This is a genomic window from Paraburkholderia sp. RL17-368-BIF-A (genome assembly GCF_046054045.1).
Classification (GTDB): Bacteria; Pseudomonadota; Gammaproteobacteria; order Burkholderiales; family Burkholderiaceae; genus Paraburkholderia; species Paraburkholderia graminis.
On record NZ_JARESN010000010.1, the window covers coordinates 21293 to 42258 of the forward strand.

A 20966-nucleotide genomic window follows, 5' to 3' on the forward strand; every position below is an offset into this window, starting at 1 on the left:
CGGCTCAATCAACTCCCGGTAGTAGCGCGCGGCGGACGGCCGCGCGGCTTGGGTTGGCTTGCGAGCGCGGCTTCCGCCTGCGCGCGTTCGGTCAGGAAACGGTGCAGCAGTTCGCCCGTGCCGAGCAGATGCGCGACGACGAGCGCCTGGGCGGCTGGCACGTCGCGGCGCCGCACGGCGTCGAGCAATTCGGTGTGTTCATCGTCGGATTCGCCCTTGTAGGACGGCAAGCCGAACTTCAGGCGCAAGTAACGCTCGCCCCGCCGATGCAGCACGCGAATCAGGTCTTCGAGCTGCGGACGCGCGGCCGGCGCATACAGGCTCATGTGAAACGCCGCGTTGCGCGCGACGTAGAGCGACGGGTCTGCCTCGCGCTCCGCCGCCCGGCCGAGCGCGGCGCATTCGCGCAACGTGGCGGCCGTGTGCTTCGGAATGGCGAGTCCGATTGCAAGGCTCTCGAGCGCCGAACGGATCTCGTAGATTTCGCGCGCTTCATCCGCCGACAACGGCGCGACCGTCGCGCCTTTGTGCACCGCGACCTTCGCCCAGCCTTCGGTTTCGAGCAGGCGCAAAGCCTCGCGCACCGGAATTGCGCTGACCGAGAAGTGCCGCGCGATCGCGTCCTGACGCAGCGGCGCGCCGGGCGCCAGCGTGCCGTCGATAATCGCTTCGCGCAACGCGTCGGCGATCACGCGGGACGTGCTTTCGCGCGGTGCGGCCGCCCGCAGCAGCGGGGCGCGCGCGGGGGTGTCCAAGGGAAGAAGGTCGGTGGTTGTGTCGCTCATGTTCAAATATTATATACAAAAATGAGGTATTTAAACGCGGGCAAACCCGGAGATTTTTTGCGTGGGCGGCGCGGGCGTTTCGTGGGCGGCATCGTTCGGACCGCTCAGCGGTGAGTGCGTGAATTTTCTGATTGTCGCGGCGTCTTTTCGCGTGCATGCGATGGGCTTGCCGCTCGCTCTGACAGCGCTCGCGCTAGTCGCTCGTCTGTTTGTGATTTCGTTCGCGCCACAGACAAGCGCAAAGCACCGTCCAGCAAGGCGAAAGGGCCGCTCGGCGTGGCCCCTGGCCATTCGGCCGACTGGCGCAGGCGGTCGTGGAGAGGCATGCTGCTGTTCGTTAGAAGGCGCGTTCGTCCGCGGTTCGATGTTTGCCGCGCTGTACAGCGGTCTGTACAATGGTCGCCGTGGCCCCAAGTCTTTTCTTTTGCGCCACGCTTCGACCGGCAGCCGCAAATCGCCAGCCCGACCCGCAACCGCAAGGGCAGGCAATCCGCACGGCGGCGGAAGCGTTTTTCTAACTTTTGACAGGAGTGGCCGGAGGGCAACCTCGCAGGCCGGATAACCCATGAACGTCCTTACTTACAGCGAGGCCCGAGCCGGCTTTAAGCAGGCAATGGATGAAGTCTGCCGCGACCACGCACCGATGCTCATCACGAGACAAAGTGGCGAAAACGTGGTGATGGTGTCGCTGGAAGACTTCAACGCGATGCAGGAGACCTTGTACCTGCTGAGTTCGTCGAAGAATGCCCAGCGGCTCGCGCGATCCATTGCCCAGTTGAATGCCGGCGGTGCGGCCCCGCGCGAACTGCTGACCGATGAACCGACACAAAAGCCGCAACGAACACGCCGCAAAGGCTGACAGCATCTTTATGTTTACCGACGACGCCTGGGACGACTACGTGTATTGGCAGGAGACCGATCGCAAGGTCGTCCGCAAGATCAATGCGTTGCTGGAGGAGTGCCGGCGCGATCCGTTTATCGGCACGGGAAAACCGGAGCCGCTCGTCGGCAGCCTGAGCGGTTTCTGGTCGCGCCGCATCACGTTTGCCGATCGGCTCGTGTATCTGCCGAAAGACGGGAAGATCTATGTGATCGCATGCCGGTTTCACTATGACCAGTGAGTGAGTACCGAGCGAGTACTGCGCGAGTACCGAACGACCGCTGCGCGACCAGCGACATCGCCAGCCGCACGCGCGCCATTCACTCGGCCTGTCGCCGCGCGCGCCCGCCCGAACCCAGCAACGAAAAGAGCGGCCAGCCGAGATTCACGCCGAGGCTCGCGATCACGATCAGCGCCATGCCCGCCCACTGCGCCAATGAAAGCGCGCGGCCGTACACGATTGCATCGACGGCAATAGCGGTGAGCGGATAGACGAACAGCAGCACCGCGATGATCGGCGTGGTCAGCTTCGGCAGCGCGCCATAGATCAGCACGTACGAAAGCCCCGTGTGCAGCACGCCCATGCCGACAATCCAGAACCATTGCATCGGCTCGATATGCGTGGCGTCGAAAGGTGCAACGAGCGGCGCGATGAACGGCAGGCACACCACGCCCACCGCACATTGCATCAGCGTCAGCAGGTGCGGGCGCAAATTGCCGAGCCCTTTGGCGATCAACGTGACGCTGGCATAGAGCACCGAGCCGGCCAATGCCTCGCCGATGCCGATCAGGTAGCTTGCATGGCCCTGCAGATTTTCCGTGGCCGCCACGCCCGACGCGAGCACGAGCCCGCCGAAGGCCGCCGCGATCCAGCCGAGCCGATCCGCGCCGAGCCGTTCGTTGAAGAGCGCCGCGCCGATCAGCACGACCCAGAACGGCTGCACATGAAACACCACGGTCGCGACGGCAATGCTGGTGCGATGGATCGCATCGAAAAAGCCGACCCACTGCGTGACCATCAGCACACCCGAGATGAGCGCGAGCGTGAGCGTGCGTCGCGTGAAATGCGCGCGCGTGAAGTAGCCTTTCCACGCGCAATACGCGGCCAGCGACAGAAAGCCGAACAGGCAGCGGAAAAACACCAGTGTCAGCGCGCCGAGCCGCGCTTCCTCGACGAACACGCCGAGCGTGCCCATCAGCAGCCCGCCGCCGGCCAGTGTGATCGCGCCTTGTTGACGTTGGGTGAGGGACATGCGCCGCGTCTCCGTTAGATCTCCGTTGGGTGATGCATTGAAGTATTGCGCCGCTTGCGGGCCACGCACAAACGAATTAAATTGAGAAATTCCATAAGCGCCATTGATAAATCATGCACCCGGAATTCGACGTCGATCTGCTGCGCACCTTCGTTGCGGTCGTGGATACCGGCAGCTTCACGAAGGCATCGGCAACCGTGCATCGCTCGCAGGCCGCCGTCAGCATGCAGATCAAGCGGCTCGAAACCATGCTCGGCACGACGCTTTTCGCGCGCAACACGCGCAATCTTTCGTTGACGCGGCCCGGCAATACGCTGCTCGAATATGCGAGGCGCGTGCTCGCGTTGCATGAGGAAGCGTGGTCCGCGATCGTGCGGCCGGAGGTGACCGGCCGCGTGGTGCTCGGTGCCCCGGACGATTACGTCTCGTCGCTGTTGTCGCCGGTATTGCGGCGCTTTTCGAACCTGTACCCGCACGTCGAAATTGAAATTGTCTGCGCGCAGAGCACGTCGCTCGCGCCGATGCTGGCGGACAACAAGATCGACCTTGCCTTCGTCACGCGCGACCGCAAGCTGCGCGGCGAATTCGTGCGCAGCGAGCCGATGGTGTGGGTGGGCGCTTCCGTCGATACCCCGGTGCTGGCGGCGTCGCCATTGCCGGTCGGCTTATACGAGCCCGGCTGTGTGGCGCGTCAGCATACGCTGGCCGCGCTCGACGGCGCGCGGATTCGCTACCGCGCGGCCTTCAGCAGCGCGAGCCTGATGGGCCTGGTCGCCACCGTGGACGCGGGTTTGTCGGTGGTTGCGCTGACGCGCTGCAGCGTGCCGTCGCGGCTCGCCATTCTCGGCGAAGCGCAAGGCTTGCCGCATATCGAGCCGCTCGAAATCGTGGTGGCGCGCAGCGCGAAGTCCGACCGGCCGACTTGCGATTATCTGGCGGCGCAGATGGTGCAGGATCTGTCGCTGCGCACGCAGCCGCGCGCGTAAGCGGCGGCGGCTTCGTGACACGGCGCAGCGCCGTTCACGCGCGGCGGCGCGGACAACGGCGGCGCGGGCAACATCAAAAACATCAGAACGCGATATTCGTCCGCACACCCACGACGAACGTGTTGCGCAGCGGCTTCGTCGGATCGTTCGGATTTTGCCCGGCGCCCGCGTTGAACGTGTATTGCGCATCCGCCTGCAGCATCCACCAGGGAGCGATCTGATACTGGTAAGTTGCTTCGAGCGCGGTTTCGCTGGTGCGCACGCCGTACGGGCCGCCGCTAAATGCCAGGTTATCCTGATCGATTCCGCGCGTGTGGCTGCCGATCTTGATGTACGTCAGCGCAAGGCCCGCGCTATCGTTGTCGCGGCCCGCGAACGGCGCTTTCAGCACGACGCCGAGATTCGCCGCGAGGCTCACGAGGTTGCGGTCGCCCGGCGCGCCCATGACGCGCGCGAATACGCCGAGGCTGCGTGCCTCGCCGGGATTCGGCCGCCAGATGGTCTGATCGGCCACCGCATAGAAGCTGTAATCGCCGCGATGGTTCGCCGCAACCCCGGTGGACGCAGGACTCGCGAGCGACACACCGTTGTTATCGTAGCGCGGGTCCGCGAAGGGGCCATTGTTGTACCAGACGCCGATCTTGTAGGTGCCCGGCAGGCCGCCTCGGGTTGCGCCTGGCGCCGCGGCGGCGTCGCTATCGGCCGGTTGATTGATCGCATACTGCAGCTCGCCGATGAACAACGTCCCGTTATGCAGATTGAAGTTCGTGCCGCTGCGGTTATTCGGGTTGTTACCGAGCGGATCGCCGTCGAACACACCGCCGAGCGCCGTCAACGAAGGCGTGATCTGTCCGCGCACGCGCACGCCGAGCGCCGCGAGCGGATACGCGGGGCCGCCCGACGGCATGTCGTACGAGGGCAGTGCGGGCCACCCGAACATCGTGTTGATGAATAGCGCCGAGTACGTGCTGGAGATGAATTCCTGATCGATACTCTGCTGACCGATTTTCACGTCGACGCGTTTGTTCAGGAACGACTGCTGATACCACAGCTCCCACAGGCGCGTGCTGGCATCCGCTTCGATGCCGCTCGCGGTGTTCAAAGTGCCCAGCTTGTCGGTGCTGAGATTGCGGCCGTGAATCTGCAATGCGCTGACGTTGAACTGGCCGCCTCGCAGGCCGAAGGCTTTTTCGGTGTCGAGTTGCAAGGTCGCGGTCGTCAGGCCGTCGTACGCGACGCCGCGCGCCAGTCCGCCGCGCAGGTTGCCGAGCAGTTCGCTCGTTTCCGTGAGCGCGAACGTCACGCCGTATTGGCCGAGCCACGGACGCAAGCCGCCCATGTCGCCGAATAGCTGGTCGCGGTTCCAGAGACCGGTTTCGTTGGCCGGCGTTTTGTTCGCATCCGCGCCGCTCGCTTCGCTTGCGTCGCGCGTGGCGTCGGAACTGGTTTGCGCCATTGCCGCGCCGCAAACGGAAGCCCACGCGAGCGCCACATACAACGCCGCGTGGCGCAGCGAAAAAAGGCGCGGGCGCCGGCCGGTCGCGCCGCTCGACCGTGCGAACTCACGGCCTGCACGCAGCAGCGCAACGCGTCGAAGGGAGGATGCGAGCTTCATCGAAAGCCTTTAATGTTGTTATCGACTGCCGGGCATTTTTGCGCGGTTAAATGGCTGTTTAACGCGTGCGTCGACGCATCGGTTCGCGCGACTTGCGGAATGGGCGTGATCGTACCGACGCAGTCTGGGTGCGTCAACGAGACGGGCCGACGCACGGCAAGCTGACAAATTGATGAATTCGCGCGAACGCGCGGAGACAGCGTTTGTCGAACCGCACGAGATTTCCGCAGCCCACTTACAAGGACTTACATGATGAAGAAGCGCACCCTCCTGATTTCGTTGCTGGCGAGTGCTGGCCTTTTCGCAAGCGGCGCCGCGAACGCACAACTGAATCTGAAGCAGTTCGGCATTGGCGGCGGAGACAGCTCCGCGGATGCCGGCGCCGCCGCATCTCCCGGCGGGCTCTCGCAGTTGTTGCAGACCTACGTGGGCGCGAACCAGCAAGTGCTGAGCGGACAGTCCACGCTTGCGTCCGCGATGGGTCTGAGCGGCGCGGCCGGCCAGGCGCAGCAGGCAGCCGGCTTGCTAAGCAGTGGTGGCACGCCGTCGGTCAGTCAGTTGACGCAGGTCGGCAGCACGCAGCAGTCGCTGTCGCAAACGCTCACGCAGGCTTTCGCGAGCCGCGCAGGCGGTGCGAGCGGCGCATCGCAAACGCCGGTGAACAAGCAGGCGTTCACCGACGGGTTATCGTCGCTCGCCAAAGGCGTGACCCAGTATTCGAGCATGCAGTCGGGGCTCGGCAGCATCGGGCAGATGAACCCTTCGTCGCTGTTGCAGGCCGGGATGAATCCGCAGACGATGCAAAGCGCGTCGTATATCGCGCAGTCGGCGCCGGGGCAATTGCAATCGCTGATGTCCACGCTCAGTTCCGCGGTACAGTTTGCGTCGAGCCAGGGGATCAGCGTGCCGTCGATCGCGAGGTCGGCGCTCGGCGGGCAATGAGCGCGCAGTGAGGCGCGCAGTAACACCCCATAAGCCACGAACGGATCACCAATGTCACACACATTGAATCTCGACAACTACTTCGCGCGCATCGGCTATGCGGGCCCGCGCGCGCCGACGCTCGAGGTGCTGCAGGCCATTCACCGTCTGCATCCACGGGCCATTCCGTTTGAAAACCTGAATCCGCTCACGCGCCGCGCGGTGAAGCTCGACCTCGAATCCGTCGAAACAAAACTCGTCGACGATCATCGCGGCGGCTATTGCTTCGAACAGAACACGCTGCTCGCGAATGTGCTGCAGGAGTTGGGCTTTCGCGTGACGCCGCTGATAGGGCGCGTGCTGTGGGGCCGCGAGCCCGACGCGGTGACGCCGCGCACGCACATGGTGCTGCGTATCGATCTGGATAACGAAGCATGGATCGCGGACGTGGGTCTCGGCAGCGTCACGCTGACGTCGCCGCTGCGGCTGTCTCCAGGTCTCGCGCAGCGCACGGACCTCGGCGTCTTCCGGCTCGCGGACGCGTCGCGCGACGCGCTCTACCTCGAAGTGCAGGCACGCGATGAAAGCTGGTCGCGTGCGTATCGCTTCGACTTGCATCCGGTCGAGTGGATCGATTATGAAACGTCGAACTGGTACACGTCGACGTCGCCGGAAGCGATCTTCGCGAGCAATCTGATCGTATGCCGCGTGTTGTCCGGGACGCGGCTCACGCTGCTCAACGACCAGGTGAACGAACGCGCGGCAGACGGCAGCCTGATCGGCGAGCAGCGCCTTGCGAGCGCGGACGAACTCGCGGCCTGTTTGCGCGAGCGCTTCGGTCTGAACACCGGGGACATCGACATCGCAGATATTTTCGAGCGCGTGCGCACTCGGGCCGATTCGGCGTGAGCGCGGCACAAGGCCATGCCATGATTACGCGCCTCGTCGTCCATACCGTGCTGTGGCTCGCGGGCATGGGCGTGCTGCTGTTCGGCGCGGCCGGCACGCTCGCGTGGCCGGCGGCGTGGTGGTATCTGATCGAACTCGGCGTATTGAGCTTGTGGATCGGCGTGTGGCTCGCACGCCATGATCCCGGCCTGCTCGCCGAGCGCCTCGCGCCGTTCGTGCAGCAACAGCAAAGCCGCTGGGACCGGCTCTTCATGATCGGCGTGGCGTGCGTGTGGTGCGGCTGGCTGATCGTGATGGGACTCGACGCGATGCGCTTTCACTGGTCCGCGCCGCTGCCCGTCGCGCTGGTGAGCCTCGGCTCGCTTTGCGTGGCGCTTTGCATTTTCATGTGCCGCTTCGTGTTCGAAGCCAACAGCTATGCGGCGCCCGTCGTGAAGATCCAGTCGAGCCGCGGTCACAAGGTGATCGACAGCGGTCCCTACGCGCGCGTGCGTCATCCGATGTATTCGGCGGCGCTGCTGTTGTTCGTCGGCACGCCGTTGCTGCTCGGCTCATGGTGGGGTCTCGCGTTCGTTCCTCTCATGACGATCGGGCTCGGCTGGCGTGCGGTGCGCGAAGAGCGCGTGCTCGCCGAACAACTCGACGGCTATACGGAGTACATGACGCGCGTGCGTTTTCGCTTCGTTCCTCTCATCTGGTAGACGCGCAAAGCCGCCGCACATTTGCGGCGCATGCATGAACCTGTCTAGACAAAACGCACCACACGCGCGCATGAATTAATCTCGTCGCGCGCTCGCCGTTCTTCGATCATGTCTGTAGAAGCCCCGTCCTGTCAGGGCGCCTAGGGGCTTACCCGATGATTCGCGCGATTTCGCATGAATCCCCTTGCGACTGCTTTTTGACTCGTGCAGACTTGTCTATACAAATTCAGCGGCAGTAAACATTCGGCTCGACGGTTCCCCCCATCAAGGAGTTTCGACGTGAAAGTGAAACGCACGACGGCAGCAAAAGCATTGATCGGCGCCGTGTTCGGCGCCGCGGCAATTTTCGCGGCACCGGCGCAAGCCAAAGACTGGAAGACGGTGACGATCGCGCTCGAAGGCGGCTACGCACCGTGGAACCTGACGTTGCCCGGCGGCAAGCTCGGCGGCTTCGAACCGGAACTCGTCGCCAATCTTTGCGAGCGCATCAAGCTGCAATGCAACCTGGTCGCGCAAGACTGGGACGGCATGATTCCGGGCCTGCAAGCAGGCAAGTTCGACGTGCTGATGGACGCCATCTCGATCACGCCGGAGCGCGAAAAGATCATCGCGTTCTCGAAGCCGTATGCGGCCACGCCCGCAACCTTCGCCGTCGCTGATACCAAAGTGCTGCCAAAGGCCCCGCCTGGCGCCGCCGTCGTCAAACTCTCGGGCGATGCTAAAGCCGATCAGCCGACTGTCGACGCGCTGCGCAAGCAGTTGAAGGGCAAGACGATCGGCATCCAGTCCGGCACCGTCTACACGAAGTTCATCAACGAGGGCTTCAAGGACATCGCCACGATCCGCGTGTACAAGACCTCGCCGGAGCGCGATCTCGATCTGGCGAACGGCCGCATCGACGCATCGTTCGACGACGTCACGTATTACGCGGCGAACGTCGACAAGAAAGAAACCGCGTCGATTTCGATGGCCGGTCCGAAGATCGGCGGCCCGATCTGGGGCCCGGGCGAAGGCCTCGCGTTTCGCAAGCAGGACGCCGACCTGAAGGCGAAATTCGACACCGCGATCAGCGCGGCGCTCGCCGACGGCACCGTCAAGAAGCTCTCCGCCAAGTGGTTCAAGACCGACGTGACGCCCTGATTCACGAGGCGTCGAACGAATGCGGCACGTGCGGGCGCGAGCTTGCACGTGCAGTTGTTTCGTGCGGCTGTTGCATCGGCCGTCATGAATGAGAGGTAGGCAATGGCTCTGATACAGATGCTCGGCTTCGGGCCGGAAGGCTGGGGCGGCGTATTGCTGCTCGCGGCGTTGATGACCGTCGCGCTCACGCTGGCCGCGCTCGCGGTCGGCGCCGTGTTCGGTGCGTTGATCGCGGCGGCCAAGCTGTCGCGGCTGCGCGTGTTGCGCGTGATCGGCGAAACCTATACGACGGTGTTTCGCGGCGTGCCCGAACTGCTCGTCATCTATCTGTTCTATTTCGGCGGCTCCACGCTCGTAACCACGGTCGGCCAGTGGTTCGGCGCGGAAGGCTTCGTCGGCGTGCCGCCGTTTGTGATCGGCGCGCTTGCTGTCGGCATGATTTCCGGCGCGTACCAGGCCGAGGTGTATCGCTCGGCGGTGCTCGCGGTGTCGCGCGGCGAACTCGAAGCGGCGCGTTCCATCGGCATGCCGACGCTGACCATGGCGCGCCGCATCCTCATTCCGCAAGTGCTGCGTTTCGCGTTGCCGGGCATCGGCAATGTGTGGCAACTGAGCCTGAAGGACTCCGCGCTGATCTCGGTGACGGGTCTCGCCGAACTGCTGCGTACGAGTCAGGTGGCGGCGGGCTCCACGCATCAATACTTCACGTTCTTCGTGGTCGGCGGCGCGCTGTATCTGCTGATGACCAGCATCTCGAACCGGGTCTTCAACCGCGCCGAGGCGCGCGTGGGCCGGTCCTTCAAGCGCAACTTCGCGCGCAACTGACGGCGGCCGCATCATGAATTTCGACTTCGACTTTCTGCTCGACACGATCCGGCAATTGCTCGCGGCCGTGCCGACCACGCTCGGGCTTTTCTTCTGCTCGCTGGTTCTCGGCGGACTGCTCTCGCTCGTGATCGTCACGATGCGCGTGTCGCCGCACTGGCTGCCGAATCGTTTTGCACGCGCTTATATTCTCGTGTTCCGCGGCTCGCCGCTCCTGATCCAGATGTTCCTCGTGTACTACGGCATGGGTCAGTTCGGCGTGATTCGCGAGAGCTTTCTGTGGCCGGTGCTGCGCGAGCCGTATATGTGCGCGGTATTGTCGCTTGCGCTGTGCACGGCGGGCTATACCGCCGAGATCATTCGCGGCGGCCTGATGGCCGTTCCCGTCGGGCAGATCGAAGCGGGTTATTCGATTGGCCTGTCGGGTTTCGCACTGCTGCGCCGCGTGATCGGCCCGATTGCATTACGCCAGTGTTTGCCGGCGTATTCGACGGAAGCGGTGCTGCTCGTCAAATCGACCGCTCTCGCGAGCCTCGTCACCGTGTGGGAAGTGACGGGCGTCGCGCAGCAGATCATTCAGCAAACGTATCGCACGACGGAAGTGTTCATCTGCGCCGCGCTGATCTATCTGTTCCTGAACTTCGTCATCGTGCGCGCGCTCAGCATGCTTGAGACGCGTCTGTCGCGGCATCTGCGCGCGGCGCCGAAGTCTGCCGCGCCGAGCCGTCCCGTGTCCGCCACGACTGAAGCACGCCGCGCCGCGCCCTGAGCGCCGCCATTCCGGATGAACCTGGAGAATTCCATGAACGCTACGGCACCCGTTGCACTGTCGGTCAAGAACATTCATAAATCGTTCGGCGATCATCACGTGCTCAAAGGCATTTCGCTCGACGCTCATCAAGGCGACGTGATTTCGATTCTCGGCGCGAGCGGCTCAGGCAAAAGCACGTTTCTGCGCTGCCTCAATCTGCTCGAAACACCGGACGACGGCTCAGTCGCGCTCGCCGGCGAAGAACTGAAAATGAAACGCCGCGGCGACGGCAAGCTGCAACCGAGCGACCGCCGCCAGGTGGATCGCGTGCGCTCGCAACTCGGCATGGTGTTCCAGAACTTCAATCTCTGGTCGCATATGACGGTGCTCGAAAACCTGATCGAAGGACCAATGCGCGTACTCAAACGCAGCCGTGCGGAATCCGTCGAAGAAGCCGAGGCGCTCCTTGCGAAAGTCGGTCTCGCGGAAAAGCGCGGCCACTATCCGGCGCATCTGTCGGGCGGCCAGCAACAACGCGTCGCAATTGCGCGCGCGCTTGCGATGCATCCGAAGGTCATGCTGTTCGACGAACCGACTTCAGCGCTCGATCCCGAACTCGTCGGCGAAGTGTTGCGCGTGATGCGCTCGCTTGCCGAGGAAGGCCGCACCATGCTGGTCGTCACGCATGAAATGGGTTTTGCGCGTCACGTGTCGAACCGCGTGATGTTCCTGCATCAAGGGCAAGTGGAAGCGGACGGTACGCCCGACGAAGTATTCGTCGACTGTAAGTCCGAGCGCTTCCGGCAATTCGTGTCGAGTCACCACGACCGCACGACGAACTGAGCGGCGCATCGTCGGCACGTCGCTGCATCGGCATCCGCATCACACACGTAAGTTATCGCGCAAGGCAACATCATGGCCGTGATCCGTTCCGATCGTCCTCTCGACTGGACCCAGGTGGCGGCGGTCGCCGCCGGCGAACCGCTCGAACTTTCCGCCGACGCCCGCGCGCGCATCGCGGCGGCGCGCATGCTCGTCGAGCAGATCGTCGAGCGCGGCATTCGCGCGTATGGCGTGAACACCGGAGTCGGCGCGCTGTGCGACGTGATCGTGTCGCCAAGCGAACAGCGCACGCTGTCGCGCAACATTCTGATGAGCCACGCGGTCGGCGTCGGCGCGCCGCTCGGCGTGGCTGAAACGCGCGCGATCATGGCCGCCGCGGTCAACAACTTCGCGCATGGGCACTCGGGCATTCGCCTTGAAGTGGCCGATCAACTCGTGGCCTTGCTCAACGCCGATTGCTTGCCCGAAGTGCCCGCGTTCGGCTCGGTCGGTTATCTGAGTCATATGGCGCATATCGCGCTCGTGTGCATCGGCGAGGGTCATGTGCGCTATCGCGGCGAGCGTCTGACGGGCCGCGACGCGCTGCGTCTGCTCGGCCGCGAGCCGCTCGTGCTCGAAGCGAAAGAGGGGCTTAGCCTCGTCAACGGTACGCCTTGCGTGACGGGACTGGCGGCGCTGGCGCTCGCACGCGCGGTGCGGCTGCTCGATTGGACCGATGTGGTCGCGGCCATGAGCTTCGAGAATCTGCGCGGTCAGCTCGTTGCATTCGACGAAGACTCGCTTGCGTTGCGCGTGTCGCCCGGTCTGAATCTGGTGGGCGAACGCATGCGCACCGCGCTCGCCGACAGCGGCATTCTGGCGGCGGTGGTCGGGCAGCGCACGCAAGACCCGCTTTCGATGCGCACCATTCCCCATGTGCATGGCGCGGCGCGCGACGTGCTGACCGCGACCGCCGACGTGGTCAATCGCGAACTCGCGTCGATCACCGACAACCCGATCGTCGCCGGCACGCCCGAAGCGCCGCGCGTGTATTCGCAGGCGCATGCGGTGGGCGCATCCATTGCGCTCGCGATGGACAGCCTCGCCACCGCGATCGCCCAGGTCGCCGCGATGGCGGAACGGCGGCTCGATCGCCTCGTCAATCCGCTCGTGAGCGGCTTGCCCGCGTTCCTCGCGGAGCCTGGCGGCACGTGTTCAGGCTTCATGATCGCGCAGTACACGGCGGCCTCGCTGGTCGCGCAGAACCGGCGCCTTGCGTTGCCCGCGAGTCTCGACGGCGGCATCACATCGGGCTTGCAGGAAGACCACCTGTGCCACGCAACGCCCGCTGCGCTGAAGGCGCTGGAGATCGTCGATAACGCGGGCCGCATCGTCGCCATCGAATTGCTGGCCGCCGCGCAAGCCTACGATCTGCAAGCCACCGACGCGCCGCGCGCGCCGCATACGGAAGCGCTCTGGCAACGCGTGCGGCAGATCGTGCCGACGTATCGCGACGACCGTCCTCTCGCCGACGACATGAGCGTCGCATTCCGCATGATCGCCGGCGAGGCGCCGCCGCCATTGCCGAGTCCGGGTAAGATGAGGCCGCGCCATATAACACCTGGTGGGGGCGCGGAGTTCGTTGCGGGCGCATCGATTGCGAGCCTCGCCGCGGCGGCGACATTTCCCGCGGCAGCGAACAGCGGGAGCAACATAAACAGCATGAACAGCCCACTGAACACAGCACGCGTCGCCTGACACAAAAACCGCTGGCGCGCGGGCTTACCCGCCGGCGAGCCAGAGACGTCGTGCGGACGTACGAGCGGTACGACGGCTACGACCCCCAACCCACTCACGAGGTCGGAGTGAACACAGTCACGAATAATCAGAAAGAAGGCCGGCAGCCGGCGCAGCCAGGCGCGCATAGCGGCGGCACTTCTCAGCGCGCCGCTTGCAAGGAGACCCCGGCGAAAGCGATGCCCGCCTACGAACAGATCAAGCGTTATGTGATCCGGCGCATCAGCGAGGGCGACTGGAAGCCGGGCGGGTTGATCCCTTCGGAAACCGAACTGGTGAAAGAGTTTGGCGTCGCGCGTATGACCGTGTCGCGCGCGCTGCGCGAGTTGACCGCCGAACGCGTGCTGACGCGCGTGCAAGGTTCAGGCACGTTCGTCGCGCCGCAGCGGTACGAATCGACCGTGCTGGAAATCCGCAACATCGCCGACGAAATCGCCGCGCGCGGTCATCGTCACGCGGCGCGCGTGCTGACGCTCGAGCCGAGCGACGACCCGCACGCGCTCGAAGGGCTCGGCCTCACGAGCGGCCCGGCGTTTCACTCGTGCATCGTTCATAGCGAGGAGGGCGAGCCGATCCAGTACGAGGACCGCTACGTCAATCCGAAGGTGTTCCCAGAGTATCTGCAACAGGACTTCAGCGTCGAGACGCCCAATCACTACATGGTGCGGCTCGCGCCGATTCAGCGCGCGGAATTCCGCATCTACGCGCAAAAGCCGGATGCGTATGTGCGGCGTCATCTGTCGATGGAAATCGGCGAGCCGTGTCTGCTGCTGTGGCGTCGTACGTGGGTCGGCGACGATGTCGCGACGTCGGTGCAGTTGTGGCACCCGGCGTCGCGCTTTCATCTGGCGGGGAATGTCTAGCCGGCAAGCGGCGCTATAAGCTGCATCGCGTCAGCCTTGCCGTTGCGACATATCCGGCGAGAAGCGGCAGCCGAGCCGGTAACGCGATCCAGGGTGCACGAATCGCGCGAAGGTGACGGCCACGCCGCTCGTCCATGTGCGGCGCACGAGCGTGAGGCACGGTTCTTCCGCGCGAATGTCGAGCAGTTCCGCTTCCGCGGGAGTGGGCAGCCCGGCGTCGACAATATGTTCGACGTCGTGCGCGGGCACCGTTTCATATAGATATTCCGACGGCCTGATCGCCGAGAAATCCTGTTGCAGAAAATCCGGCGCGATGATCGGGTTCACGTAGCGATCCTCCAACTGCACGGGCAGACCGTTCTCGCGATGCACGCAAATCACATGAAACACCGAAGCGCCGGGCGCGAGGCCTAACGCATTCGATACCACGACGGATGCGGTCTCGCGTTGCAAAAGCACGGTACGGTAGCTGTATTCGTGTCCGCGTGAACGAATTTCGTCGCCGATATGCGCGATCATCAGCAGCGTGGATTGCGGCCTCGCTTGTGCGACGAAGGTGCCCACGCCCGATACGCGCGTGACGAGCCCTTCGTGCGCGAGTTCGCGCAGCGCGCGATTCACCGTCATGCGCGACACGCCGAGCGTGGCAACGAGATCGAGTTCGGAAGGCAGGCGTTCGCCGGCCTGACGCGCGCCCGATTCGATGATGCCGCGAATGTGATGCTTGACCTGTTCGTAGCGCGCAGCCGGCGCATGTTCGGCGGCGCGCGCATTTTTAGCCGCGTCGGCTAGCGGCCGCTCGTCGGCATGGTGACGCTTGCTGCGAAGCATGGCGGACATCGGCGGCCCCTTTTCACGGTTCGCGCAATGCGCTTGGCGCAATGCGCGCGCTCATAGCGCTTCAGCGTCGGCGTCGTCGGGGCCGCGCGCCCAGAAAGCGTTGCGGTCGAAGTAGTTTTGCAGGAACTGCCGCAAGCGCGGTTGCCCTGCGTCGTGAAAGACCTCGCGCGGTTTGCCCTGCACGGCGATGCGTCCTTCGTCGATGAACACGACTTTGTCCGCGACCTGCGCGGCAAAACCCATTTCGTGTGTGACGACCGCCATCGTCATGCCGTCGCGCGCGAGTTGCTTCATCACTTGCAGTACCTCGCCGACCAGTTCGGGATCGAGCGCGGACGTGGGCTCGTCGAAGAGCATGATGTGCGGCTCCATCGCGAGCGCGCGTGCGATTGCCACGCGCTGCTGCTGACCGCCCGAAAGCTTCGCCGGATACGCGTCGCCTTTGTGCGAAAGGCCCACGGTTTCCAGCATCGTATTCGCGCGGCGGCGCGCTTCGTTGTGCGACAGGCGCTGCACTCGCAAAAGCGCTTCCATCACGTTGCCGAGCGCCGTCATGTGCGGCCACAGGTTGAACTGCTGAAACACCATGCCGACGTTGCGCCGCACGCGGTTGATGTCCGCTTGCGACGCGCGCACACGCTTGCCGTTGCGCTCGCTGTAGCCGAGCAGTTCGCCTTCGATACGCACGTCGCCGTGATCGTAGGTTTCGAGCGCGGCGAGGCAGCGCAGCAGCGTGCTTTTTCCCGAGCCCGAAGGACCGATGATGCACACCACTTCCGAGCGCGCAATCTCGAGATCGACACCGCGCAGCACTTCGACTTCGCCGAAGCGTTTGCGCAGATCGCGCACCTCGATCAACGGTGCGCCGCGTTGAGACTGCGCGACAGTAGACGCGGAAGAGGGCATGTCGGCGATGGCGTTCATGATGTGGTCCGTTTCCTTTATGCCATGAAACGGGCGATGCGGGCTTCGGCCCATATGCCCGCGCGCGAAGTCAGTTCGACGAGCGCGAGATAGCACACGCAGAGCATCAGCAGCGTTTCGACGAAAGCAAAGGTCGCCGAGCCGATGCCCGTCAGCACGAATGTCAGCTCGGGCACCGTGACGATCGAGAGCACCGCGGTCTCCTTGCTCAACACGATGATGAGATTCGTGAGCGCGGGCACGATCAGCACCAGCATTTGCGGCATCTGGATGCGCAGCACCGCTTGCATGCGCGTCAAGCCGAGACACGAGGCGGCCTCCAAATGACCCGGCGGCACGGATTCGAATCCCGAGCGGAACGCTTCGGCAAAGTAGGCGCTGCCATAGAGGCCGAGTCCGAGCACGCCGGCTGTCATCGGTTCGAGCGTGAGGCCGAACGACGGGCCGCCGTAGTACAGCAGAAACAGTTGCACGAGAAACGGCGTACCGCGAAATAGCTCGATATACACACGCAACAGCGCGCGCACCCAGCGTCCGCAAAAGAGTTGCAGCACCGCGATCACGAAGCCGATCAGCATGCCGATCACGACGCCCGCGGCCCACGTGCCGAGCGTCGTCGCGAGACCCGCGGCAATCGGCTGAAGATTGTGCGTGATGACGGTGGGATCGAACTGTTGCATCGCGTGGGCTCCGGTCGATCAGGCGTGCTTCAGCCGATACTCGGCTGCATGCGCAACGAGTGCGAGCGCGCCGCAGATCACGAAGTAAATGAGGCCGGCGGCGACGTACGCTTCGAGCGGTCTGTAGGTGCTCGCCGCGAGGTTCTGCGCGGTGCGCGTCAACTCCGCGACGCCCACTACCGAGATCAGCGACGAAGCCTTGATCAGCAGCACCATTTCGTTGACGAGCGAAGGCAACGTCAGACGGAATGCCTGCGGCACGAGAATGCGCCGCAGCGTGTCGAACGGCGAAAGGCCGAGCATGCGCGCGGCCTCGATATGACCTGGCGGAATGCTGAGAAAACCGCCGCGCAGAATTTCAGCGATATACGACGCCGAGCACAACGACACGGCGCTGATCGCGGCCACGAGCGGCGATACGTTGATGCCCGCGAACGGCAGCAGGTAGTACACGAGCAGCAGTTGCACGAGCATCGGCACGCCGCGAAAGAAGAACACGTACGCACCGCCGAAGCGGCGCGCGGCGCGATTCGGCGAGAGCCGCGCCGCGCACACGCCGACCGCGACGAAGAAGCCGATGAAAAGCCCCGTCAACGAAACGCCGATGGTCGCGAGCGCCGCGTGCAACAACAGCGGCATGCCCTGAACGAAGACGGTCGTGCTGAACATGAGCGTCGCCCTCGCTGATGTGCGGTCAATAGTGCGGTGAATGTGCGTTTATCGCGCCTGCCTGGCACGCGTCAATAATTCGGCGTCGGCATCGTAGTCGGCGCATCCATCGCCACGCCGAACCATTTCTTCTGCAACGCGGCGAGGCGTCCGTCGCCGTGCATCTTCACGAGTGCCGCGTTGAAGGCATCGGCGAGCGGCTTGCTGTCCGCGTCCTTGCGCAGGCAGTACGCGAAGTACACTTTCGCGCCGAACGGCGGTTGCACCACCGCGAACGTTTCGGGGCGCTGCTTCGCCACATACGCGATGTTGGTCATCGAGTTTGCGACCGCCGCAATGCGGCCTGCGGCGAGGTCCGCATAAGCCTGATTGTTGTCGACGTATTCGCGGATTTCAGGCGGCTTCGGCAAGGTGGCGACGTACGCCTTCAACTGGTCGAGCTGCGCCGAGCCCTTGCCCGCGCCGACGGTTTTTCCCGCAATATCCGACGATTGCTTGAGCGCCGAATCGTTGGCGCGCTTGAGCAGCGCGTCAGTGGCGTCCGCGATGGGCAGCGTGTACGTGTAGCGCTCCATGCGCGCCTTCGTCACGGTGATCGGACCGCCGACCATATCGAACTTGCCTGCTTCGAGACCGGGCAACACGCTCGGCCACGGCAGGTCGATGAAACGCACCTTCACGCCGAGTTCCTTGCCGACCTCGGCGAACAGATCCTTGTTAAAGCCCGCTTGCTGACCGTTTTCGAGGAAGTCGAAAGGCGCGAACTGCATCTCCGTGCCGACCACGAGCTCGCCGGCTTTCTTCACTTTGGCGAGCTGGTCTTCCGCATAAGCGCTGACGCTTGCCGCGCACAACGCCAACATGACCAGACGACACTTCCAGCCTGCAAGGATGCTCATGAGATTCTCCAGTGGGCACAGCGCGGGTCGTACGAGCGACGCGAAACGCGCCGCAAAAGATCGGCGCGGCGCAAGTCATGCGAGGCAGTATATACCGCAGTGTTCGCGCAAAATAAATAAACGCGCGAGTAGAGAAAAGCCCTTACGCGCAGCGCCGCGAGTTCACTTGCGGGTGCGCTTTTGGCGGTATATACCACTGCAATGGCGATGGCGCCCCCGGCTAAGGCGCCCCCGGCTATTGCGCCCCCGCAATTCGTCGGACCTTCTCACGGAGTAACGCGATGCCTGTGACCCGCATTCCGCTCATCGACTTTGCCGGCGTTCGCGCGGGCGACCCGCATGCGTTGCAAAGCGTGGCGCGCGAAATCCGCGACGCGTGCACGACCATCGGCTTCTTCTACATCGTCAATCACGGCGTGCCGCAAGCGACCATCGACGCCGCCGCACAGGCCGCGCGAACCTTCTTCGCATTTCCGGTAGAGACGAAGCGGCGCGCGGCGGTCAATCATCGGCATCGCGGTTTCAATGCGCTTGGCGACGCGACCATGTATCAGGCGAAACGCCCCGATTACAAGGAGTTTTTCAGCATCGGACTCGAGTTGCCCGAGGACGATCCCGATGTACTCGCGGGCCAGGCGCTGCGCGGCCCGAACAATTGGCCGGACTTCATGCCCGAGTTGCGTCCCGCGCTGTACAGCTACTATGAAGCGGTGGGCGCATGCGGCGCCGATCTGCTGCTCGCAGTCGCGGTGAGTCTCGGCGTCGACGAACATTTTTTTGCGCCGCGTTATACGAAGCGGATGCAGCGCACGCAAATGGTCTACTATCCGCCGCAGCCGCCACAGTCCGATGAAGATCAATTCGGCGTCGCGCCGCATACCGATTACGGCTGCATCACATTGCTATGGCAGGATCAGGTGGGCGGATTGCAGGTGCGTGAAATTGCCAACGATACCTGGATCGATGCGCCTCCTGTGGAAGGCAGCTTTGTGGTGAACGTCGGCGATCTGCTCGCGCGCTGGACCAACGACCGTTTTCGTTCGACGCTTCATCGCGTGATCAATGCTTCGGGACGCGAGCGTTATTCGATCGCGACGTTCTACGATCCGACGTACGGCGCAATGGTCGATCCGCGCGAACTGGGCGCGAGTGCGGACGACGTCAAATATCAGCCGGTGGCCGCGGGCGATTACATTCTCGGGCGCATCAACGATTCGATGGGTTATCGGAAGAAGCAAAACCAGGAAACGCTGCATGACACAAAACGATAATGCGCGTCACGACATGAATCACGACACGCAGCCGCAACCCTGCACGGCGCCGCTTGCCGCCACGCTCGACGTGCTGCGTGCCGCGCTCGGCGACGATGCGGTGCGCGTCGGCGAACAGATCGGCGAACGCGCGATGACCGACTGGACGCGCCACGATCCGACGCGTCCCGCAGCGTTGCTGCTGCCGCGCACCACAGACGAAGTCTCGCGCGCGCTCGCCATTTGCCACGCGGCGCATCAACCTGTGGTGCCGCAAGGCGGCATGACGGGGCTTGCGGGCGGCGCGATTGCACGCGCGACGGACATCGCGTTGTCGCTGGAACGGCTGAACGGCGTCGAGGAAATCGATGCCGCTTCGGCCACGCTGACCGTGCGCGCCGGAACGACATTGCAGAGCGCGCAGGAAGCCGCTGCCGAAGCGGGCTTCGAACTCGCGCTCGATCTCGGCGCGCGTGGCTCGTGTCAGATCGGCGGCAATCTCGCGACTAACGCGGGCGGCAATCGCGTGATTCAGTCGGGCACCGCGCGCGACCAGGTGCTCGGTCTCGAAGTCGTGCTCGCCAATGGCGACGTGCTAAGTTCGCTCGGCAAGATGGTCAAGAACAACACCGGCTACGACCTGAAACACTGGTTCATCGGTTCGGAGGGCACGCTTGGCGTCATCACGCGCGCGGTGTTGCGGCTTCATCCGCAGCGCGCCGCGCGTCATACGGCGCTCGTCGCGCTCGACGGCTACGATGCCGCCGTGAATCTGCTGCGACGTTTGTCGACGCGCTTTGGCAACGACATCGGTGCATTCGAAATCATGTGGCCGGACTTCTACGATTTTGGCGTCAAGCTGACGGGGACGCGTTCGCCGTTCGACGGCGCGTATCCGCTCTACGCGCTGATCGAACACGCGAGCTTCGATTCGAGTGACGACGGCGAGCGCTTTGCGCAGGCGCTGACCGGCGCGCTCGAAGAAGGCGGGATCCGCGACGCGGTGATCGCGCAGTCGGTGGCCGACGCGCGCGCGTTGTGGGCGATCCGCGAATGCACGGCCGAATTTCCCGTGCGGCTCGACGCAATCAACTTCGACGTAAGCCTGCCGATCAGCGTGATCGGCGATTTTGTCGAGCGCTGCCGCGCGGCGCTCGATGAACGCTGGCCCGGAAACGAATCGTATTTTTTCGGCCATATCGGCGATTCGAATCTGCACGTCACCGTGGACGGCCATTCGATTCCCGGCGTCGATCATCACGCGGTGTACGCGTTCGTTTATGAAATGCTCGGGCCGCTGCACGGTTCTGTGTCGGCGGAACACGGCATTGGTCTGCTCAAGCGCGAGTTCCTGCCGATCTCGCGCTCGCCCGCCGAACTCGCGGCGATGCGGGCGATCAAGCATGCGCTCGATCCGCACGGCATCCTGAATCCGGGCAAGCTGTTCTAGCGAGCG

22 protein-coding genes are annotated in these 20966 nt (G+C 63.9%); 14 read left to right on the forward strand and 8 right to left on the reverse strand.

The window, feature by feature from the left end; all coding sequences use genetic code 11:
• Positions 1–8 precede the first annotated feature (8 nt).
• Complete coding sequence (locus P0D87_RS18310; RefSeq protein WP_006052377.1) at positions 9–785, reverse strand: GntR family transcriptional regulator; 777 nt, start codon at positions 783–785, stop codon at positions 9–11.
• A 565-nt stretch (positions 786–1350) separates the two neighbouring features.
• Here P0D87_RS18310 and P0D87_RS18315 point away from each other — a divergent pair.
• Together P0D87_RS18315 and P0D87_RS18320 are read left to right on the forward strand one after the other, a co-directional pair.
• Entirely contained in the window at positions 1351–1644 is a 294-nt protein-coding gene (locus tag P0D87_RS18315; RefSeq protein WP_029971804.1) for a type II toxin-antitoxin system Phd/YefM family antitoxin, read from the forward strand.
• A gap of 10 nt (positions 1645–1654) precedes the next feature.
• Complete coding sequence (locus P0D87_RS18320) at positions 1655–1906, forward strand: Txe/YoeB family addiction module toxin (RefSeq protein WP_006052375.1); 252 nt, start codon at positions 1655–1657, stop codon at positions 1904–1906.
• Between the two features lie 79 nt (positions 1907–1985).
• Here the strand turns inward: P0D87_RS18320 and P0D87_RS18325 are convergent, their stop codons facing one another.
• Positions 1986–2918 carry a DMT family transporter gene (locus P0D87_RS18325; RefSeq protein WP_053860228.1) on the reverse strand — a complete coding sequence of 311 codons (933 nt, stop codon included), beginning with the start codon at positions 2916–2918 and terminating at the stop codon, positions 1986–1988.
• Between the two features lie 113 nt (positions 2919–3031).
• On the opposite strand from P0D87_RS18325, the gene P0D87_RS18330 reads away from it, so the two are divergent.
• Entirely contained in the window at positions 3032–3904 is an 873-nt protein-coding gene (locus P0D87_RS18330; RefSeq protein WP_053860229.1) for a LysR substrate-binding domain-containing protein, read from the forward strand.
• Between the two features lie 82 nt (positions 3905–3986).
• On the opposite strand, the gene P0D87_RS18335 is transcribed toward P0D87_RS18330, so the two are convergent.
• Positions 3987–5519 carry a carbohydrate porin gene (locus P0D87_RS18335; RefSeq protein ID WP_082367161.1) on the reverse strand — a complete coding sequence of 511 codons (1533 nt, stop codon included), beginning with the start codon at positions 5517–5519 and terminating at the stop codon, positions 3987–3989.
• Positions 5520–5771: 252 nt separating this feature from the next.
• On the opposite strand from P0D87_RS18335, the gene P0D87_RS18340 reads away from it, so the two are divergent.
• The 9 genes from P0D87_RS18340 to hutC (P0D87_RS18380) all read left to right on the forward strand — a co-directional run bounded on the left by P0D87_RS18340 (position 5772) and on the right by hutC (P0D87_RS18380) (position 14248).
• Positions 5772–6461 carry a hypothetical protein gene (locus P0D87_RS18340; protein ID WP_029971796.1) on the forward strand — a complete coding sequence of 230 codons (690 nt, stop codon included), beginning with the start codon at positions 5772–5774 and terminating at the stop codon, positions 6459–6461.
• Between the two features lie 51 nt (positions 6462–6512).
• On the forward strand, positions 6513–7349 hold the full coding sequence (locus tag P0D87_RS18345) for an arylamine N-acetyltransferase family protein (RefSeq protein WP_053860230.1): 837 nt from the start codon (positions 6513–6515) through the stop codon (positions 7347–7349).
• Between the two features lie 20 nt (positions 7350–7369).
• Positions 7370–8050, forward strand: coding sequence for a methyltransferase family protein (locus P0D87_RS18350; protein ID WP_053860231.1), 681 nt, complete (start codon positions 7370–7372; stop codon positions 8048–8050).
• 279 nt (positions 8051–8329) lie between these two features.
• Positions 8330–9190 carry a transporter substrate-binding domain-containing protein gene (locus tag P0D87_RS18355; RefSeq protein WP_006052368.1) on the forward strand — a complete coding sequence of 287 codons (861 nt, stop codon included), beginning with the start codon at positions 8330–8332 and terminating at the stop codon, positions 9188–9190.
• Between the two features lie 102 nt (positions 9191–9292).
• Positions 9293–10015, forward strand: a complete 723-nt coding sequence (locus P0D87_RS18360) for an ABC transporter permease (protein ID WP_006052367.1) — start codon at positions 9293–9295, stop codon at positions 10013–10015.
• Positions 10016–10028: 13 nt separating this feature from the next.
• Complete coding sequence (locus tag P0D87_RS18365) at positions 10029–10784, forward strand: ABC transporter permease (RefSeq protein ID WP_006052366.1); 756 nt, start codon at positions 10029–10031, stop codon at positions 10782–10784.
• A gap of 33 nt (positions 10785–10817) precedes the next feature.
• Complete coding sequence (locus P0D87_RS18370; protein ID WP_006052365.1) at positions 10818–11609, forward strand: ABC transporter ATP-binding protein; 792 nt, start codon at positions 10818–10820, stop codon at positions 11607–11609.
• Between the two features lie 72 nt (positions 11610–11681).
• Positions 11682–13346 (forward strand): HAL/PAL/TAL family ammonia-lyase, encoded by a 1665-nt coding sequence (locus tag P0D87_RS18375; RefSeq protein WP_053860232.1) that lies wholly within the window; start codon positions 11682–11684, stop codon positions 13344–13346.
• A 218-nt stretch (positions 13347–13564) separates the two neighbouring features.
• Positions 13565–14248, forward strand: a complete 684-nt coding sequence (gene hutC, locus P0D87_RS18380; RefSeq protein ID WP_053860850.1) for a histidine utilization transcriptional repressor HutC — start codon at positions 13565–13567, stop codon at positions 14246–14248.
• A 30-nt stretch (positions 14249–14278) separates the two neighbouring features.
• On the opposite strand, the gene hutC (P0D87_RS18385) is transcribed toward hutC (P0D87_RS18380), so the two are convergent.
• The 5 genes from hutC (P0D87_RS18385) to P0D87_RS18405 form a co-directional block, all read right to left on the reverse strand.
• Positions 14279–15088 (reverse strand): histidine utilization transcriptional repressor HutC, encoded by an 810-nt coding sequence (gene hutC / locus P0D87_RS18385; RefSeq protein WP_006052362.1) that lies wholly within the window; start codon positions 15086–15088, stop codon positions 14279–14281.
• 51 nt (positions 15089–15139) lie between these two features.
• Positions 15140–16012, reverse strand: a complete 873-nt coding sequence (locus P0D87_RS18390; protein WP_053860233.1) for an amino acid ABC transporter ATP-binding protein — start codon at positions 16010–16012, stop codon at positions 15140–15142.
• Positions 16013–16029: 17 nt separating this feature from the next.
• Positions 16030–16692: an amino acid ABC transporter permease gene (locus tag P0D87_RS18395; RefSeq protein ID WP_053860234.1), complete on the reverse strand. Its 663-nt coding sequence runs from the start codon at positions 16690–16692 to the stop codon at positions 16030–16032.
• Between the two features lie 18 nt (positions 16693–16710).
• Positions 16711–17361, reverse strand: a complete 651-nt coding sequence (locus P0D87_RS18400) for an amino acid ABC transporter permease (protein ID WP_006052359.1) — start codon at positions 17359–17361, stop codon at positions 16711–16713.
• 71 nt (positions 17362–17432) lie between these two features.
• Positions 17433–18260, reverse strand: coding sequence for a transporter substrate-binding domain-containing protein (locus P0D87_RS18405; protein WP_006052358.1), 828 nt, complete (start codon positions 18258–18260; stop codon positions 17433–17435).
• Between the two features lie 281 nt (positions 18261–18541).
• On the opposite strand from P0D87_RS18405, the gene P0D87_RS18410 reads away from it, so the two are divergent.
• Together P0D87_RS18410 and P0D87_RS18415 are read left to right on the forward strand one after the other, a co-directional pair.
• On the forward strand, positions 18542–19531 hold the full coding sequence (locus P0D87_RS18410; protein ID WP_053860235.1) for an isopenicillin N synthase family dioxygenase: 990 nt from the start codon (positions 18542–18544) through the stop codon (positions 19529–19531).
• Positions 19532–19544: 13 nt separating this feature from the next.
• Entirely contained in the window at positions 19545–20960 is a 1416-nt protein-coding gene (locus P0D87_RS18415) for an FAD-binding oxidoreductase (protein ID WP_053860851.1), read from the forward strand.
• Positions 20961–20966: the final 6 nt, after the last annotated feature.

What these genes read in the sequence shown, in the direction of transcription:
- P0D87_RS18315 (WP_029971804.1), top strand. Translation starts at nt 1,351, where the DNA reads ATGAACGTCCTTACTTACAGCGAGGCCCGAGCCGGCTTTAAGCAGGCA.
- P0D87_RS18350 (WP_053860231.1), top strand. Translation starts at nt 7,370, where the DNA reads ATGATTACGCGCCTCGTCGTCCATACCGTGCTGTGGCTCGCGGGCATG.
- hutC (WP_053860850.1), top strand. Translation starts at nt 13,565, where the DNA reads ATGCCCGCCTACGAACAGATCAAGCGTTATGTGATCCGGCGCATCAGC.
- P0D87_RS18400 (WP_006052359.1), bottom strand. Translation starts at nt 17,361, where the DNA reads ATGTTCAGCACGACCGTCTTCGTTCAGGGCATGCCGCTGTTGTTGCAC.
- P0D87_RS18375 (WP_053860232.1), top strand. Translation starts at nt 11,682, where the DNA reads ATGGCCGTGATCCGTTCCGATCGTCCTCTCGACTGGACCCAGGTGGCG.
- P0D87_RS18310 (WP_006052377.1), bottom strand. Translation starts at nt 785, where the DNA reads ATGAGCGACACAACCACCGACCTTCTTCCCTTGGACACCCCCGCGCGC.
- P0D87_RS18395 (WP_053860234.1), bottom strand. Translation starts at nt 16,692, where the DNA reads ATGCAACAGTTCGATCCCACCGTCATCACGCACAATCTTCAGCCGATT.
- P0D87_RS18390 (WP_053860233.1), bottom strand. Translation starts at nt 16,012, where the DNA reads ATGAACGCCATCGCCGACATGCCCTCTTCCGCGTCTACTGTCGCGCAG.
- P0D87_RS18345 (WP_053860230.1), top strand. Translation starts at nt 6,513, where the DNA reads ATGTCACACACATTGAATCTCGACAACTACTTCGCGCGCATCGGCTAT.
- P0D87_RS18410 (WP_053860235.1), top strand. Translation starts at nt 18,542, where the DNA reads ATGCCTGTGACCCGCATTCCGCTCATCGACTTTGCCGGCGTTCGCGCG.
- P0D87_RS18320 (WP_006052375.1), top strand. Translation starts at nt 1,655, where the DNA reads ATGTTTACCGACGACGCCTGGGACGACTACGTGTATTGGCAGGAGACC.
- P0D87_RS18340 (WP_029971796.1), top strand. Translation starts at nt 5,772, where the DNA reads ATGAAGAAGCGCACCCTCCTGATTTCGTTGCTGGCGAGTGCTGGCCTT.
- P0D87_RS18370 (WP_006052365.1), top strand. Translation starts at nt 10,818, where the DNA reads ATGAACGCTACGGCACCCGTTGCACTGTCGGTCAAGAACATTCATAAA.
- P0D87_RS18330 (WP_053860229.1), top strand. Translation starts at nt 3,032, where the DNA reads ATGCACCCGGAATTCGACGTCGATCTGCTGCGCACCTTCGTTGCGGTC.
- P0D87_RS18405 (WP_006052358.1), bottom strand. Translation starts at nt 18,260, where the DNA reads ATGAGCATCCTTGCAGGCTGGAAGTGTCGTCTGGTCATGTTGGCGTTG.
- P0D87_RS18415 (WP_053860851.1), top strand. Translation starts at nt 19,545, where the DNA reads ATGAATCACGACACGCAGCCGCAACCCTGCACGGCGCCGCTTGCCGCC.
- P0D87_RS18360 (WP_006052367.1), top strand. Translation starts at nt 9,293, where the DNA reads ATGGCTCTGATACAGATGCTCGGCTTCGGGCCGGAAGGCTGGGGCGGC.
- P0D87_RS18365 (WP_006052366.1), top strand. Translation starts at nt 10,029, where the DNA reads ATGAATTTCGACTTCGACTTTCTGCTCGACACGATCCGGCAATTGCTC.
- hutC (WP_006052362.1), bottom strand. Translation starts at nt 15,088, where the DNA reads ATGTCCGCCATGCTTCGCAGCAAGCGTCACCATGCCGACGAGCGGCCG.
- P0D87_RS18325 (WP_053860228.1), bottom strand. Translation starts at nt 2,918, where the DNA reads ATGTCCCTCACCCAACGTCAACAAGGCGCGATCACACTGGCCGGCGGC.
- P0D87_RS18335 (WP_082367161.1), bottom strand. Translation starts at nt 5,519, where the DNA reads ATGAAGCTCGCATCCTCCCTTCGACGCGTTGCGCTGCTGCGTGCAGGC.